This window comes from Limosilactobacillus agrestis (assembly GCF_014145585.1).
In the GTDB taxonomy this organism is placed as follows: Bacteria; Bacillota; Bacilli; order Lactobacillales; family Lactobacillaceae; genus Limosilactobacillus; species Limosilactobacillus agrestis.
Window position 1 is genome coordinate 154,242 of record NZ_JACIVF010000035.1, and the last position, 16,169, is coordinate 170,410.

A 16,169-nucleotide genomic window follows, 5' to 3' on the forward strand; every position below is an offset into this window, starting at 1 on the left:
ATTATTTCCTGGGAAATTTTAGTGTTCTTGAACTTCATTTGGATGAGCCTTTTCCCAACGGTGCTCTGTCCAGAAGTAAATAGTAATAAGGGCAAAACAAATTGCTGGAACGATGAATGATAACTGCATTGAACCAGTTAAATCGGATACACGTCCTTGAATTGTCGGAACAATTGCACCACCAATTAAGGACATCACAATAAATGCTCCACCGGTTTCGGTATACTTTTTTTCATGAATTTGATCAAGCGTATGAGCATAGATAGTTGGCCATTCTGGTCCAAAGAAGAAACTAGTTGCGATTGCCGCAATTACCGCTGTAATATTAGGAATAGTAAAGGTAATTACTAATGAAATTGTTCCAAGTAATGAGAACCAAGTTAATACCTTAGTAATTGAGTAACGATCAAGGAACCAGTTTGCAACTAACTTACCAAAGAACCAAGCAATGTAACTGTAAATCATGAAGGTTGAAGCAGCCGCATCAGAAATATGAGAATCAAGACGTAATGCTAACCGAATAGTAAATGACCATACAGTAGTTTGCATCCCAGCATAAACAAACTGACAAAGAACCCCTTTCATGTACCGCTTATTGTGGAATAAGTAGTTGAAAGTTTCACCAAGTGATGGTTGCTCCTCCTTCTTTTCAGAACCGGTTGAAAAGGCCTTTGCGCGAGGCATTTTAGTAATTGCCAATACAATAAAGATAATGATTAAAACAATCAAAATATACTTGTAAGGCTGCAAAGTTAATTGAAGCAAGTGTTGATTATAAGCTTCTGCCTCAGATTTTGACATCTTAGCAACCTTATCAGCAATATTTCCACCTTCACCAAAAATAAGGTACTTACCAAGAACGATTCCCATGATATCACCAAGAGGAATCAAAACATTAGCAACATTTAACCGTTTGTTAGCAGTTTCTTTTGGTCCAAACATCGTTGCATATGTATCACAACTAGTTTCAAGAAAACTTAAACCAATGGCAATCGCAAAAATAGCAACTAAAAACATGCTATAAGTAGCAACATGTGAAGCTGGGAAAAATAGTCCACAACCAATAATATAAAATAATAGCCCAATAAGAATTGCTAATTTATAAGATGTCTTTTTAATAAGAATTGATGCTGGAATGGCCATTAAGAAATAACCACCATAAAAGGCACTTTGAACAAAGGCCGTTGCAGTATCATTTAAGGTAAAAACAGTCTTGAATTGAGTGATCAAAATATCATTAAGACTAGCTGCTGCTCCCCACAATGGGAAGATTAAACATAAAATAACAAATTGGAACATTGGTGTTCGGCTTAAGTATCCATCAGAAAGCTGAACCCAACTTTGTCCATTCTCTTTTTTTACTTCATTTTCCATAAAAAAACTAACTCCTAAAATTAAAATGTTACGCCTGATTCAAGAATAATGTTTGAGTAAGGCGTCATTTCCCCTGTCCGAATAAAGGCATGGGTCCTAGCAAGGCTCTTCTTAAGCTCACTATGAGGCATAAAGGCAATCTCAACATCTGGCAATGCCTTTTTGATATTTTCAAGTTGCTCTGGATTTTGGATTTTGATTTCTTCAGCTAAGTAAATTTTTTGAACCTTCATTTCCTTAAGAACGTTATTTAATACGTCCATAAAGCTTGGCAATTCTTTATCAACGGCCAAATCAATCTTCTTAGTACCAAATGGAACAGGCATTCCTGCATCACCAATGGATAGCCAATCCATGTGACCCATATTAGCTACGACGGCTGAAACTTCTGAATTAATAATCCCTGTCTTCTTCATGATAATACTCCTTAATTTTCTGCCAATGCTTTTATAACTGCATCATGATCTGGAATAGAAGGCATTGCTCCCATTTGCTGAACAGTTAAACTAGATGCCCGTTGTGCGTAAACAAGGGCCTTATCAACATTTGACAAGTCTTTTTCTAATTGTGAACTCAACGCACCAAGGAATGTATCACCAGCTGCAGTAGTATCAACTGCCTTAACCTTAAATGCCGGAACAAGTCCATGAGATGTAGGTGTGGAGTAAAATACTCCTTTTGAGCCTAAAGTAATCAAAAGGTGCTTAACTCCTCGTTCACGGAAATAATTGGCACTCTTTAACATTGATTCTTCATCAGTAATTTCAATCCCTGTTAATAAGGCACATTCACTTTCATTGGGAGTGATAACATCTGTATATTTTAATAATTCCGGTAAAATTTCATGAGCCGGTGCCGGATTTAGAAGAGTAGTAACCCCATGTTTTTTAGCTTGCTTGAAGGCATCTAAAGTAACTTCTTGTGGTGTTTCAAATTGACTAATTAAAAAGTCAGCATCTTCTAAAACATCATCAATACCGGCAAGAACATCAGTGGTCATTGCCTGATTAGCACCACCATATACCATAATGTCATTTTGACCATCGGCATCTAAAGTGATCGCAGCACTACCAGTACCATGTAACTCATCAGTCATGATGTGATGCGTATCAATATGATCATCACCTAATGATTCAAGCATATAGGTTCCTTCCTTATCAGAACCAACAGCACCAATAAAAGCCGTTTTGGCACCAGAACGGGCTGCTGCAACTGCCTGGTTAGCACCCTTACCACCAGGAGCAGAACTCTTACTTACTGCTGAGATGGTTTCACCAGGTTGAGGAAATCGATCAACGTGATAAGTGGTATCAACATTAATACTTCCTAAAACAACTACATTATTGCTCATAAATATACTCCTTACTTTGTGAATTTTTTCAAGAATGAGACCTAATTATCCTATCATATTTTGAAAGTGATTACAAAGCTATTTTTATCAGCCAGTGAATCGCTATACTTCAAAATCCTTTGAAATCACTTTTTATTCATAATAATAATTTTTTAATGAGCAATTTGTGAGATTTTTCATAATTAACAAATAATAAGGTGAATCAAGTTACGTTTTTCCTTTTTGGCGACACCTAACTATAGGTTAAATTCATTCATTACTTCACTATCTTTAAAATAATAAAAGTGCAAGCTTATTAATAATCTTTTAATAAACTTACACTTTATAATTTTAATCCTGCCGACCGATAATTCTTACTTCGGTCTCAAGGTTAACGCCAAATTTCTCTTTAACCGTCTTTTGAACATGATGGATAACATTTACATAGTCTGCAGCAGTTCCATGATCAATATTCACGATAAAGCCAGCATGTTTAATCGACACCTGTGCACCACCTGAAGTATACCCTTGCAAGCCAGCATCATGAATTAATTTTCCAGCATAATATCCCTCTGGTCGCTTAAACACACTTCCGCATGACGGTAAATCTAATGGTTGCTTAGCTTCTCGCCGTTCATTTAACTCATCCATTCTTGCCTTGATATCATCATACTTGCCCGGTTCCAAAGTAAACGTGGCATCTAACACAATTCCGTTATTATCTTGAATACTGCTATGCCGATAGCCAAAGTCTAATTCTTCATTTGTAAGCTGTTTGATCGTTCCATCGGGGAGCATTACGGTTACTTCGGAAACTACATTTTTAGTTTCCCCACCATATGCACCCGCATTCATGAAGATAGCACCACCAATACTACCAGGAATCCCAGCAGCGAATTCTAAGCCACTAAGTTCATTATCCCGAGCAGCTTCTGTTGTTGCGATATAAGATGCTCCTGCCTGTGCGGTTACCTTATTATCATGAACTTCAATTTTATTAAGTCGTGTAAGAATAATTGTTAAATCGTCTACACCACCATCGCCAACAATTAAATTACTGGCATTTCCTAAAACAGTTAACCCCATTTTATGCTCACGGACATAATCAACTAGCTCTTTTACTTGATTAACTGTTTCGGGAAAAGCCAACCAATCAGCCGGACCACCTGTTTTAGTGTAGGTATATTTCATTAATGGTTCATCTTGTTTAATTTCAATATCAGGAAATTCGTTCATCAAATTAGCCATTCTCTATTTCTTCCTTTTTATATTTACTTTCAAGAGATATTGTATCATTTTTCGAAAGTAAAAGTTTTGAAAAATAATTTGTTGATTGTAAAATGAAATTATCAACTTTCGCAAGGAGGATGCATGATGAATTTTATAGCAATGGACTTTGAAACTGCTAATGGCAAGCGTTACAGTGCATGTTCACTCGCACTCACAATCGTTCGTAATGGAGAAATTGCTGACGAATTTTACACCCTAATTAATCCTCATACCAAATTTTTTTGGCGTAATACACAAATCCATGGCATTCATGAACGGGATGTCCAAAATGCACCTGATTTTCCAGAAGTATGGGAACACATCAATCAATTCTACACTCCTGATAAATTAGTAATTGCCCATAATAATCGTTTTGATAATAGTGTTTTGAAGGATACGTTAGAACATTACGATATCGCAGCCCCTGCTTATCAGACACTCGATACGGTTGCTTCAAGCCGCCAGCTGATTCCAGGATTAACAAATTATAAACTCAATACTGTCTGTGACGCGTTAAATATCGACCTCCATCACCATCATAACGCTCTTGATGATGCCCAGGCCTGTGCTAACATTCTGCTTTATCAAAGTAAGCATTTTACCCCACAACAAATTCAGCCCTTTATCAATTTAATCGGCTAAAGGAGAAAATCATGACAAATATTAATCTTAAAGGCGGAAAATTAAGCCTCAAACAACTTAATACTATTTTTGAAACTATCCCTATCGAATTTGATTTCATTGATGAAAATGATATCATTCGTTGGTCATCTGCAAATTATCATCGTTTATTCAAGCGTACCGATGCAGACTTAGGTAAACATGTCCTTGAGGTCCATCCGGGACACAGTCAAGGGCATGTTAAACAAGTACTTCACGATATGCATAGTGGGGATCGGGATTCGATTAGTATTATGATCAAGTACCACGATCATCCAGTAAACATTGCTTTTTATGCTTTACGTGATGATCAAAATAAATACCTCGGATGTATAGAGGTAACACAAGACGTTAGTAAACAGCAAACAAAGGGATCTTTCTGGCGAAACATTATGCAAGTATTACATAAAAAATAAACATATGTACAAAGAAAGAGGAAATAATGGCTTACTTTTCCATTGTTTCCTCTTTTTTATTATCGTATTGCATTTGCAGGACATTATGCCCCTGTTCAACCGTTTTTCCTGTTGTAACAAAGTGTAATTGCTGATAAAGCTTAATTGCCGGAATATTATTCTCAAAAACTGTCAGAACCAAATTTTCTAAACTACTATAGGTATTAAACCAATATTCTGCTTCATCGACTAATAAGCGACCGATTCCGTTTCGCCAATACTTTTTCCGTACCACGACTCCTAATTCACCGGTTGTCGGTTGATGATCTAATACCATTACAGTAACCATCCCCACAATCTCTTCGCCGAGCATTGCAAGCAAAATAACACAATCATCAAATTGATTGATTAAATCGATGTTTGTTGCTTCCTCTTCTTTACTAATTTCATTTAAATGCGGTACTAATACAGCATCACTCTCATTTGCAGTTGTCCGTAAAAAATGCAAAACAGCTCCTGCATCTTCACTTGTTGCCAACTTTACCGAAATTTCATCTGCCATTATTTCACCACGCTTTTTACAATCTGGTCAAAATGAGTACCATGAGGGGCAAATTCTAAAAGCCGGGTATTATCATCATCTGTGCGCTTAAAGTGAATGGCTAAAAAATCAGCCGGTAATTCATCTTCAACATATTTAGCCCACTCAACAACAGAAACACCATCACCATCAAAGTATTCTTCAAGCCCTAAATCTTCTGCTCCCCCATTTTCTAGGCGGTATACATCCATGTGATATAACGGAAGACGTCCATCTTGATATTCATGGATAATTGTAAAAGTAGGACTTTTAATGATATCAGGAATTTCTAGTCCCACAGCCAGTCCCTTCGTAAAAGTAGTCTTTCCTGCTCCTAAATCGCCATCTAAGACCAAAACATCCCCTGCAACTAACTGACGACCAATTTTCTCTCCAAGAGCAATTGTCGCCTCGCAATTCGTTAACGTTAAGCTTTCCATAGCATTCTCTCCAAGTTTAAAATTCTAGCCTTATTGTACCCATCCCATGTTTAAAAAGCAAAAAGAGAGGCTGAGAAAAATAAAAGTTCTTTTCAGCCTCTATTATGTTCAATTAAATTTTACAATGCTTGAGCTGCGGTAATCATGGCAACCTTATAAGCGTCATCCTCACTGCATCCCCGTGAAAGGTCAGCAATTGGAGCATTAAGTCCTTGAAGGATAGGCCCCACTGCTGTAAAACCACCAAATCGTTGTGCAATCTTGTAGCCAATATTACCTGCTTCTAGACTTGGGAAGATGAAGACATTGGCATGACCAGCAACTTTTGAATCAGGAGCTTTAAGTGCACCTACTGATGGGACAACTGCCGCATCAAATTGTAATTCACCATCAGCTGGTAAGTCCGGATCCATATCATGAACTAACCTAGTCGCATCGGCCACTTTAGTAACCATTTCACCCTTCGCTGAGCCCTTAGTTGAAAAACTAAGTAACGCAACTTTTGGATCAATTTCAAATAAACGAGCTGTTTCTGCACTTTGAATTGCTACTTCAGCCATTGTTGGAGCATCCAATTCAATATTAATTGCACAATCAGCGAAGATATAACGTTGATTACCTTTAATCATAAGGAAAGCACCACTAATTCGGTGTGCACCTGGCTTAGTTTTGATAATTTGTAATGCCGGCCGAACAGTTGCTCCGGTTGAATGAACAGCACCAGAAACCATTCCATCAGCCTTGCCCATGTAAACAAGCATGGTTCCAAAGTAACTGACATCTTCAAGCATCTTTTGAATTTCTTCAGGAGTATTCTTTCCCTTACGCCGTTCCATTAATGAGTCAAACATTGCTTGCTTATCGTCTTCTGGATAAGTTGCTGGATCGATAATTTGAAGGCCAGCAAGATCAAAGCCATTTTTACTTGCAACTTCTTTAATTGCTTCTTTATCACCAAGCAAAATTGGCTCTACTAAGTCATCTTTCTTCAAGCGGACAGCAGCCCCTAAAATTCGCTTATCTTCACCCTCTGGGAAAACAATTGTCTTATTTTGTCCCTTAATCTTTGCAGCAATCTCATCAAATAATTCCATAATGCAAGTACCTCCTTATGGTCACTAAACATTTTAAAGTTGTGACTAGCAATCACATCTTTAACGATAATTTGGTTCGGCAGGCAGTTGCCAATCAATTGGCTGTTCTCCCATTGCCTGAAGTGCTTCGTTTGTTTTAGAAAATGGTCGAGATCCAAAAAATCCACGATTAGCAGATAATGGACTCGGATGAGCTGATTCAAGAACAATATTTGTCTTTGTATTAATTAATTGTTTCTTATTTCGAGCAGCCCGTCCCCATAAGATAAAGACAACTGGTTTAGGACGTTCAGATAAAGCATGAATTGCCGCGTCTGTTAATTGCTCCCAGCCATGTCCACGGTGAGAATACGCTTGCCCTGCTCGCACTGTCAAAACCGAATTTAATAAAAGGATGCCTTGGTCAGCCCACTTCTTCAAATAGCCGTGATTTACCGGTGTACAACCTAAATCACTTTGCAACTCTTTATAAATATTTTGCAATGAAGGTGGAACCGGTACCCCAGGTAGTACTGAGAAACTACACCCATGAGCTTGGTTTGGTCCATGATAAGGATCTTGACCAAGGATAACAACCTTAACCTTACTAAAAGGAGTCCATTCAAATGCTTCAAAAATATGATGCATTTCCGGATAGATCGTTTGATGGGTATATTCTTCTTTTAAAAAATTATGCAGTTGCGCATAATATGCACTTTCAAACTGGGGTCTTAACACTTCCCACCAGTCATTATGAATTAATTGTTTCACGATTATTAGCACCTCGCCTATTATTTTAGCATAATTAAACATCATCATGGGATAAATTGGAAGCGTTTTTTAACTTAGAAGTTTCTTCACCAAATTTACTAAGAAGCTGGTAAAATAAGAGATAGATTATCAAAGAATGGTGGTGGCAAAGTGCGACAATTATATATTCGCGATCGTTCAAGTGATTTACATGGAACGACCGTCATTCGCGATAAGAACGGTAAATCGTGCTATCTTCTTGTCGGTAAGTGGGGGATGAGGTACGATGCCCTATCATTATATGCAATTGATGGAGCCTTATTAGCTGAAGTAAAGCAATTAACTCTTGGATTGTTACCCAAATTTGCATTATATCTTAATCGGCAACGTGTTGGAACAATTGGGAAAGGGCTCGGGTTTGTTCAACGGGTTATTTATATTCGTGGGATTAACTGGATCGTTGTTGGTTCACCATTAACAGGTCGTTACCGTGTTTTTTCCGGTAGTCACTTAGTTTTTTCAATTCAACCAGTTAAACTATCAAGCGGTTATTGTCATGAATTAAAGGTAAACAAAGAAGATGATGAACCACTCGCAATCCTCATTGCTAGTATTCTCAATCATTTTGCCCGCCGAAGTGAACAAGAACCGCTATTAGCACGGTTGATGAAGCGTTCCCCTAAGCTTAATACCAGTATGTCATTTTCTATTAGTAACCAGTTAAACTTTAACTGTAAAGAACGAAAAAACAAATAGATTTTAAAATGAAAGAGGCTGAGAAAAAACTTCTGTTTTCTCTCAGCCTCAACTGTATTCACGAACAATAGCAAAATAACCACAAGGCTCGAGCCTATGTACGAACAATGATCAGCCTGTGTCGTGCTAACCATCGTTCTAGCTTAACCCACCACCTTGTCGAGAAGGTTATTTCCTACTCTCTTTCATTTTAGTAATGTTTCATAACTCGCTCAATTTCACGGTTTTGTTCACGACGCTTAATTGCTTCACGCTTATCATATTGGTGTTTACCTTTGGCTAGACCTAACAAGACTTTTGCATAGCCACGTTTAATATACATTTTTAATGGAATGAGGGTAACTCCTTTATCCTGTAAGGCTCCTCCAAGCTTATTAATTTCCTTTTTGTGTAATAGCAACTTACGATTTCTTAACGGATCTTGATTGAAGTAAGTTCCATTATCATATTCACTAATATGCACATTCATTAACCAAGCTTCACCGTTACGAACTTGGGCAAAGCCATCTTTCAAATTAACCCGGTGAGCACGAACAGATTTTATCTCCGTCCCCGTTAAAACTAATCCTGCTTCAACAGTATCCGTTACAAAATAATCATGACGTGCCTTTTTATTTTGTGCAATTAAGTTATCATTATTTTCTTGATGGGATTTTTTTGCCATAATATCCCTCCCCGCTCTTAATGGTGGCGACGAACGCCTTCATGATCACGTGAATTATTGTGGTGACGAGTTTGTCCTCGATTTATTTGACGATTATTTTGACGTCCATTTTCTTGGTGAGTTCGACGCCATTTTCCTTGAGTATTCCGGTAATGGTTACCGCTAGCATTCTCATGATGAGAATTATTATTGGCACGTCCCTTGCGGCCACGACCTCGACCCCGATATTCATCATTATGTGGAACCCGAATCTTTGTCTTTGGCGCTTCTTCAGGGTTAACAATTTCAAAATCAACTTCACGAAGATCTTTATCTGCCCGAACTAACTTAACCTTTATTGGTTGACCCATTTGGAAAATTCGATGAGAGTTTCGTCCAATCAAGGCCATGTGTTTTTCTGAATATTCATAATAATCATCATTCATGACACTAATATGAACTAACCCTTCAACTGTATTTGGCAATTCTACAAATAAGCCAAACTTCATTACTGAACTTACGACGGCATCAAATGTTTCGCCAACATGATCTTCCATGTATTCAGCTTTCTTCATACTGTCGACATCACGCTCTGTATCAATTCCCCGCCGTTCGGTAACAGAAGTATGTTCAGCAATTTCCGGAAGCTTGTCCCGCCAATAATCCTTAGCTGGTTCGTTTTTACCATGTTCTTCGTACCATTTAATCAAACGGTGAACCGTATCATCTGGATATCGCCGAATTGGTGAAGTAAAGTGAGTGTAGTATTTAGCACCCAAGCCAAAGTGACCTAGCTCCTCATCTGAATACTTAGCTTGCTGCATACTACGTAACATCATTACTTGAACCATTTGCTCTTCAGGAGTACCAGCTACGTCCTTCAATACTTTTTGAAGCATCCCCGGCTTAACATTCTTAATATCACCATGGACATCAATTCCAAATACAGCCAAAAAGTCCACAAATGACTTAATTCGTTCACTATCTGGTGTCTCGTGGATCCGATAAAGGAATGGAACACGTTCCTTAAAGTAGTGTTCAGCAACTGTTTCATTAGCAGCTAACATAAAGGATTCAATCATTCGTTCAGAAAGTCCCCGATCCCGTAGTTGAATATCCGTTGGGTGCCCCTTTTCATCCACAATAATTTTTGCTTCAGGAGCTTCAAAATCAATAGCACCACGTTTTTTCCGATTTTTAAGCAACAATTTGTGAATCTTACCCATTGTTTCAAACATTGGAACAAGATCTTCGTATTGTTTCATCGTTTTAGCATCATGAGACTCAAGAATCTTATTAACTGCTTTATAAGTCATTCGGGCATGTGATCTCATCACACTTTGGAAGATTCGATGATTAACAATTTTTCCTTGTTCATCAATTTCCATTTCACAACTCATTGCAAGGCGTTCTTCACCTGGATTTAGAGAACAGATTCCATTCGAAAGCCGCTTAGGAAGCATTGGAACCACCCGATCAGTTAGATAAACCGATGTACCGCGTTTAAATGCTTCTTGATCAAGCGGTGTGCCAGGTTTTACATAGTGAGTAACATCAGCAATATGGACCCCCAGGTGATAGTGTCCATTATCCATCTTCCAAGCTACAACCGCATCATCCAAGTCTTTTGATTCAATTGCGTCAATGGTAACAAGTGGTTGATCAGTAATATCCACTCGTCCCTTTTTTTCTTCTGGGAGAACATGAAGTGGAATCTTATTAGCTTGTTCCATGACTTCTTTAGGGAATTCATGCGGAACATCGTGAGCATAAATTACTGACATAATATCAATGCCCGGTTCATCTTTATCCCCAATCACTTCAGTAACGGCCCCCGTCATTACTTCCGGTGCTTCGTCACTAGGGTAAGTCTCAACAGTAGCTGTTACTACTTGGCCGTCAAGCGGTTTTAATCCCTTGTCCGTTACATAAAAATGATACTGCGATAATTTTTTATCTTTAAGCAAAATTTCACCAATGTAATCATCACCGACAGTTTCTTGCTTAAATTCACCAACTACATTTTCATATTTATGTTCAACAATCCGAGTTACTTGACCTTCTGGACCCTGATCACTACCAGTTTTTGCTGGTCGTAATACTTTAACTTCTACTTGATCTCCATTTAATGCATGCAAGGTATGATCAGGATTAATATACATGTCTGGAAGATCGGGATCATAGTCTACAAAACCAAACCCCTTATCGTTACCATGGAAAGTCCCAATAAGTGGTTGCTGTTTAATAATTGCTTCGAATTCACCACGATCAGTTACTTGAACTTTTTTCTCTCTTTCCAATTGAGCAAGAGATTGAACGATCGGTGTAAATTGCTCAGCATCATCCATTCCTAATTGATGAGCAAGTTTTTCTGCTGAGTAACTCACACCTGCATTATCTGTTAAATGTGTTAATATTTTTTCTTTTAAATTACTTGTTGTCATTAGAAGACACCTCGAATAAATTTTGTAAATATTTTCCTACATCGGTAAATAATTGACGATGAGCAGTATTAACTGTTAATAAGTGAGTAGCGGTTGGATAATAATGATAATCAACTGTAACTCCATCTGCTTGTAATCTTGTTTTTAATTGAAGTCCAGACGCTGGATCAATCAGCTCATCTGCGCCTCCTTGCGCAATAAAGAATGGCTGATGAATCTGATCTAAGTGGTCACAAATTTGATGCGTCATTATTTGGATTTGTGCTAGTTGCTTGGGGAGTCGCTCAGTCAATTTAGCAACCCTTTCTTTAATAATCAGTGGATTGATTTTTTGCTGACGGTAATACTTTGCTGCAATCTTAGGGAAGTATTCCGGAACATTTGACTGTCCCCAGCTGGTAATCGGGGACGCGAAAACACCACCACCTAATAATTGCGGATCATTCTCAAGGGCCCTTGTTGCTAGTAAACCACCGAGTGACAAACCAAAAATTGCAATTTGATCAACTCCAGCATCTCGTAAACGAAAAATTGCCATCCGGGTATCATCCCACCAATCATCGGGGCCATTGCTTTCTAGCACCTTTCGTGGGTCTCCGCCATGACCTCTTAAAAGCGGCGCAAAGACCGTGTAGCCTTGCCAATTAAGGTATCGTCCTAGCATTCGAACATCATTCGTATTTCCTGTATATGCATGAAGCAAAACAACTCCATATCGTCCACTATGGGGAAAGAAAAAAGATTCACCAGTATACGTTATCACTACATCATCCCCTACACTCCAACCGTAGCGTCAAAAAAGCCTCCTGGAATCACAATAATTTCAGGAGGCACTTTAAATTTAATGTGACGAAACGTAAATCATCGCTAATGCCAGAATAAAGAAGAGTGCTCCACAAATTGTTGTAACAATCTGCATAACAGCTTCAAATCCCCGCGCTTTACGACGTGAGAATAAGTCACCCGCACCACCTGTCAAAGCTGACATTGCATCATTATCGTTTTTTGCTGGTTGCATCATTACACAAGCAATTAATACAACGCAATCAATTAAGAATAAAGTCATTAATGTGTTATACAAGGATTTTTTCCTCCTAATACTTTCACGCTTTTATCTTAATTATCATATCATATTTATTGTTCTATTGCTATCCTTGTGCATAATGCGCGGCTCGACTTATCTTATGGTAAGCTTGTCTAGTAGTTGCTGAATTAGCCCGTAATATTAACGTATCACCAGCTTGCAGCCTTGTTTGACCATTCGGAATGATCTTTTCTTCTCCCCGATAGACAACCATCACAATGCAATCAGTTGGCCATAGAAAATCCTTTATTTTACAACCATCCAATTGGGCTCCAGCATAAATAGTAATCGACATCGTAACATCCTCTTTATGACGTGCCGGTTGCGGATTATTTCCAATAAAAGCGTTAAACATTGCTGTATATACTGGTTCACCGTGTAACGCATTCACAACAAGATAAGCTACCACAGCTACCAAAGCTAATGGCATTAAATGCGCAAGTGAACCAACCATTTCAGTAATTAATAAAATAGCAGTAAATGGCGCCTTACTAATACATGCAAAGTAACCTGCCATTCCATAGATAATAAAATTAGGTAAATATCGAACCGGCATTAATCCCACACGAACCATTAACGCACAATAGACTGCGCCTAAAATAGCACCAAGAGTTAAAATTGGCAAGAATATCCCCCCTGGTAATTGCGAACCATAACTAACCATTGAGAATACAAAGCGAAGAATAAAAAGCTCAACAAAAAGCGCCAAAGAAAATGGTAAGGAACGTAAAATAATGATTAATTCATTTCCTCCGCCCAGTGTAATTGGAAAATACCAGGCAATAGGAATAACCAGTAAAAACGGAATAATTGGATAAGCAATAGGGGATAGTTTAGGAATCCGTGCCATCCAACCATTCAAATGCAAAATAATAATTTGATAAAGGCGCCCTAAGATACCTAATAAAATACCGAGCGCAATCAAATGCCAATAAAGATTATTAGGAAGCATATGATTATAAGGAACATTCAAAACCGGTCGTAAGCCAAAAAATTGCATTGAAACCATATTAGAACATAGTGAACTCACAAATGTCGCCAACCAAATTACTGGCGAAAAATTATGGTACACTTCTTCTAAAATAAAGATCGTCGCAGCGATTGGCGCATTAAAGGCTGCAGATAGCCCTGCTGCTGCTCCACTTGCGATCCCTATTTGGCGATTGAGGTGTCCTACTTGGGCTTTTTCCTCTACTCCTTGCCCAATTGTCGCCCCAAGTTGAATTGATGGTCCTTCACGTCCGAGATATAATCCAGATCCAATGGCGAAAATCCCACCAAGAAATTTCCGCCATAATACCGGCCACCATTTTTCATCAAACTGATTAGTTAACTGGCCTTCAACCTGTGGAATTCCAGATCCTTTTATCTCAGGATAAGTTTGAGCTAACCATCCTAACAGTAACGCTAAAATGATTGATCCAATCGTCCACGGTATTAGCCATAATGGATGAGAATGAAAATATGTAAAACTTGCTGTTACTAATTGCAAAAAGTACTGAATTATAAGCCTAAATACACTAACTACTAAACCAGTCAGCATTCCAATAATAATTGCTCGAATTAGCTGGTTGAACTGACTATATCGATGAAATGCAGCTTTTCTACTCTCCATTGTTTTTCTCCAATTTATTAAAAGTCTACATGCCATTGTACTACATGCGCTTAGCGAGACGAAATTAATTTTAAAATAAAATAGAAGCTAAGGAGTTTTCCCCGCTTCTTGTTTATTTTCTTATACTTTTTCATTTTTTCAAACCATGTCGAACAAGGTATACTGCAACTGCTAGTATCAATACTACCGCACCAACAATAACCGAAACACGTGTATCAGGATTAATAAACATAAAGATGACAATCACAATTAACATGAGAAACGCAAAGTAATTAGAAAATGGATATAATGGTAGTTTAAATGGATGATCAACCATTATATCTTTATTATTACGACGGAAACGTAATTCTGCCAGTAAAATTACAAACCATGGAATCATTCCAGGTAAAACAGAAGAACTGAAGACAACCACGAACATATCAGCAGTTGAATGGTTATACGTTGCCGAAATCATATCAATAATAAATCCAATCAAAATACCACCGGAAATACCAAGGATGGCAGCATCGGGAACGATCCGCTTTGAAAGACGGCCAAAAATCTTAGGTGCGTTTCCTTCATGCGCTAGCTTAAACAGCATCCGACTTGAACTATAAATACCTGAATTAGCACCGGATAGGGCTGCAGTTAACACCACAAAATTAATAATTGATGCTGCAGCTGTAATTCCTACCTTAGCAAAAGTAGATACAAACGGCGATCCAACACTACTTAATTCATTCCAAGGATAAATTGTTACAATTACAAAAATTGCGCCAACATAGAAAATTAAAATCCGGAATAAAACAGATTTAACAGATTTAACAATTGCTTCTTGGGGATTTGCTACTTCACCAGCAGAAATCCCCAGCAATTCGATTCCCTCATAAGATCCAACGATAATTGACATTGAAAAGAAGAAACCGCTCCAGCCACCAGTGAAGAATCCACTGTGAGACCAAAGATTACTAAAACCAGTTGGGTGACCGCCATTCCCAAAGCCAAAGAAAATAATCATAAAGCCAAGTAAGATCATAAAGATAATAGTAATGACTTTGATCATCGCAAACCAAAATTCAAGTGACCCGTATGCCTTTGCACTTGCTAAATTAGCTAGTACTAAGAAAATAATAATGACAATTCCAGCTACCCAAGTATGAAGATGGGGCCACCAATATTTAAGATATTCAGTTGCCGCTACTACTTCGGACATTCCTACAACAATATACTCAAACACGTTAGCCCATTTAGCAAGATATCCAGCTACTGGATGAACATATTCAGTTGCATAATCTGCAAACGAACCTGTTCCCGGATTAATGTAAATCATTTCTCCTAATGCTCTCATAACAATATATAAAATTAAACCAACAAACGCATATGCGAGTATAACGGATGGTCCTGTCCACTTGATTGTAGATGTTGCCCCCATAAACAGTCCAACACCGATCGCTCCACCAAGAGAGATCATTTCCATCTGACCAGCAGTCATCGAACGATTAAGTTCTGGTGCCGATTTTTTCATTTGTATCAGTATCCTTTCACTATATTTAACTCTTAAAAATTATATTATATTTCATACTAAATTCCAACGCTTCTTTCTCATTATTTTCTAATCTAAATAACGAAATCATTTTCGACATTAATTAAATAACCTCTCGACCAGGGAGATGGCTAAGCTAGAACGATCATTAGCACAGGATAGGCTGACCTTAAACTCGAGCCTTGTAACAACGCAAAGCCAGTACCACGTTATCTTGCCATTGTTCCTGAAAAT

At 38.0% G+C, this 16,169-nt stretch carries 17 protein-coding genes; 3 read left to right on the forward strand and 14 right to left on the reverse strand.

What is annotated here, in order from left to right; translation table 11 throughout:
* Positions 1 to 18: 18 nt before the first annotated feature.
* The 4 genes from fucP to murB all read right to left on the reverse strand — a co-directional run bounded on the left by fucP (position 19) and on the right by murB (position 3,952).
* Entirely contained in the window at positions 19 to 1,374 is a 1,356-nt protein-coding gene (gene fucP / locus H5R88_RS03000; protein WP_182577975.1) for an L-fucose:H+ symporter permease, read from the reverse strand.
* Positions 1,375 to 1,394: 20 nt separating this feature from the next.
* Positions 1,395 to 1,790, reverse strand: coding sequence for a D-ribose pyranase (gene rbsD / locus H5R88_RS03005; RefSeq protein WP_182577974.1), 396 nt, complete (start codon positions 1,788 to 1,790; stop codon positions 1,395 to 1,397).
* An 11-nt stretch (positions 1,791 to 1,801) separates the two neighbouring features.
* Complete coding sequence (gene rbsK, locus H5R88_RS03010) at positions 1,802 to 2,725, reverse strand: ribokinase (protein WP_182577973.1); 924 nt, start codon at positions 2,723 to 2,725, stop codon at positions 1,802 to 1,804.
* A gap of 330 nt (positions 2,726 to 3,055) precedes the next feature.
* Complete coding sequence (gene murB / locus H5R88_RS03015; RefSeq protein ID WP_182577972.1) at positions 3,056 to 3,952, reverse strand: UDP-N-acetylmuramate dehydrogenase; 897 nt, start codon at positions 3,950 to 3,952, stop codon at positions 3,056 to 3,058.
* 123 nt (positions 3,953 to 4,075) lie between these two features.
* Between murB and H5R88_RS03020 the strand changes: the two genes are divergently transcribed.
* Positions 4,076 to 4,615 carry a 3'-5' exonuclease gene (locus H5R88_RS03020; RefSeq protein WP_182577971.1) on the forward strand — a complete coding sequence of 180 codons (540 nt, stop codon included), beginning with the start codon at positions 4,076 to 4,078 and terminating at the stop codon, positions 4,613 to 4,615.
* A gap of 11 nt (positions 4,616 to 4,626) precedes the next feature.
* Positions 4,627 to 5,049 (forward strand): PAS domain-containing protein, encoded by a 423-nt coding sequence (locus H5R88_RS03025; RefSeq protein WP_182577970.1) that lies wholly within the window; start codon positions 4,627 to 4,629, stop codon positions 5,047 to 5,049.
* Positions 5,050 to 5,080: 31 nt separating this feature from the next.
* Here the strand turns inward: H5R88_RS03025 and H5R88_RS03030 are convergent, their stop codons facing one another.
* From H5R88_RS03030 to H5R88_RS03045, 4 genes are all read right to left on the reverse strand, one after another.
* Positions 5,081 to 5,590, reverse strand: coding sequence for a GNAT family N-acetyltransferase (locus H5R88_RS03030; RefSeq protein WP_182577969.1), 510 nt, complete (start codon positions 5,588 to 5,590; stop codon positions 5,081 to 5,083).
* Positions 5,590 to 6,048 (reverse strand): tRNA (adenosine(37)-N6)-threonylcarbamoyltransferase complex ATPase subunit type 1 TsaE, encoded by a 459-nt coding sequence (gene tsaE / locus H5R88_RS03035; RefSeq protein WP_182600198.1) that lies wholly within the window; start codon positions 6,046 to 6,048, stop codon positions 5,590 to 5,592. Before tsaE ends, H5R88_RS03030 begins: the two co-directional genes overlap by 1 nt.
* Positions 6,049 to 6,167: 119 nt before the next feature.
* Positions 6,168 to 7,142 (reverse strand): phosphate acetyltransferase, encoded by a 975-nt coding sequence (gene pta, locus H5R88_RS03040; RefSeq protein WP_182577967.1) that lies wholly within the window; start codon positions 7,140 to 7,142, stop codon positions 6,168 to 6,170.
* 60 nt (positions 7,143 to 7,202) lie between these two features.
* A complete protein-coding gene (locus H5R88_RS03045; RefSeq protein ID WP_182577966.1) occupies positions 7,203 to 7,892 on the reverse strand; it encodes a uracil-DNA glycosylase in 690 nt (229 codons plus the stop codon).
* 150 nt (positions 7,893 to 8,042) lie between these two features.
* Here H5R88_RS03045 and H5R88_RS03050 point away from each other — a divergent pair, with 150 nt between their 5' ends.
* The gene (locus H5R88_RS03050; RefSeq protein WP_182577965.1) at positions 8,043 to 8,627 is read left to right on the forward strand and encodes an LURP-one-related/scramblase family protein; all 585 of its coding nucleotides are present in this window, start codon (positions 8,043 to 8,045) and stop codon (positions 8,625 to 8,627) included.
* A 190-nt stretch (positions 8,628 to 8,817) separates the two neighbouring features.
* On the opposite strand, the gene smpB is transcribed toward H5R88_RS03050, so the two are convergent.
* From smpB to H5R88_RS03080, 6 genes are all read right to left on the reverse strand, one after another.
* Positions 8,818 to 9,291 carry an SsrA-binding protein SmpB gene (smpB, locus tag H5R88_RS03055; protein ID WP_182600199.1) on the reverse strand — a complete coding sequence of 158 codons (474 nt, stop codon included), beginning with the start codon at positions 9,289 to 9,291 and terminating at the stop codon, positions 8,818 to 8,820.
* A gap of 17 nt (positions 9,292 to 9,308) precedes the next feature.
* Positions 9,309 to 11,714 (reverse strand): ribonuclease R, encoded by a 2,406-nt coding sequence (rnr, locus tag H5R88_RS03060; RefSeq protein ID WP_182600200.1) that lies wholly within the window; start codon positions 11,712 to 11,714, stop codon positions 9,309 to 9,311.
* A complete protein-coding gene (locus H5R88_RS03065; protein ID WP_182577962.1) occupies positions 11,701 to 12,477 on the reverse strand; it encodes an alpha/beta hydrolase in 777 nt (258 codons plus the stop codon). Before H5R88_RS03065 ends, rnr begins: the two co-directional genes overlap by 14 nt.
* 78 nt (positions 12,478 to 12,555) lie before the next feature.
* Positions 12,556 to 12,795 (reverse strand): preprotein translocase subunit SecG, encoded by a 240-nt coding sequence (secG, locus tag H5R88_RS03070; protein WP_003667480.1) that lies wholly within the window; start codon positions 12,793 to 12,795, stop codon positions 12,556 to 12,558.
* A 67-nt stretch (positions 12,796 to 12,862) separates the two neighbouring features.
* Positions 12,863 to 14,413, reverse strand: coding sequence for a ClC family H(+)/Cl(-) exchange transporter (locus H5R88_RS03075; protein WP_182600201.1), 1,551 nt, complete (start codon positions 14,411 to 14,413; stop codon positions 12,863 to 12,865).
* Between the two features lie 130 nt (positions 14,414 to 14,543).
* A complete protein-coding gene (locus H5R88_RS03080; protein ID WP_182600202.1) occupies positions 14,544 to 15,917 on the reverse strand; it encodes an amino acid permease in 1,374 nt (457 codons plus the stop codon).
* Between the last annotated feature and the right edge of the window lie 252 nt (positions 15,918 to 16,169).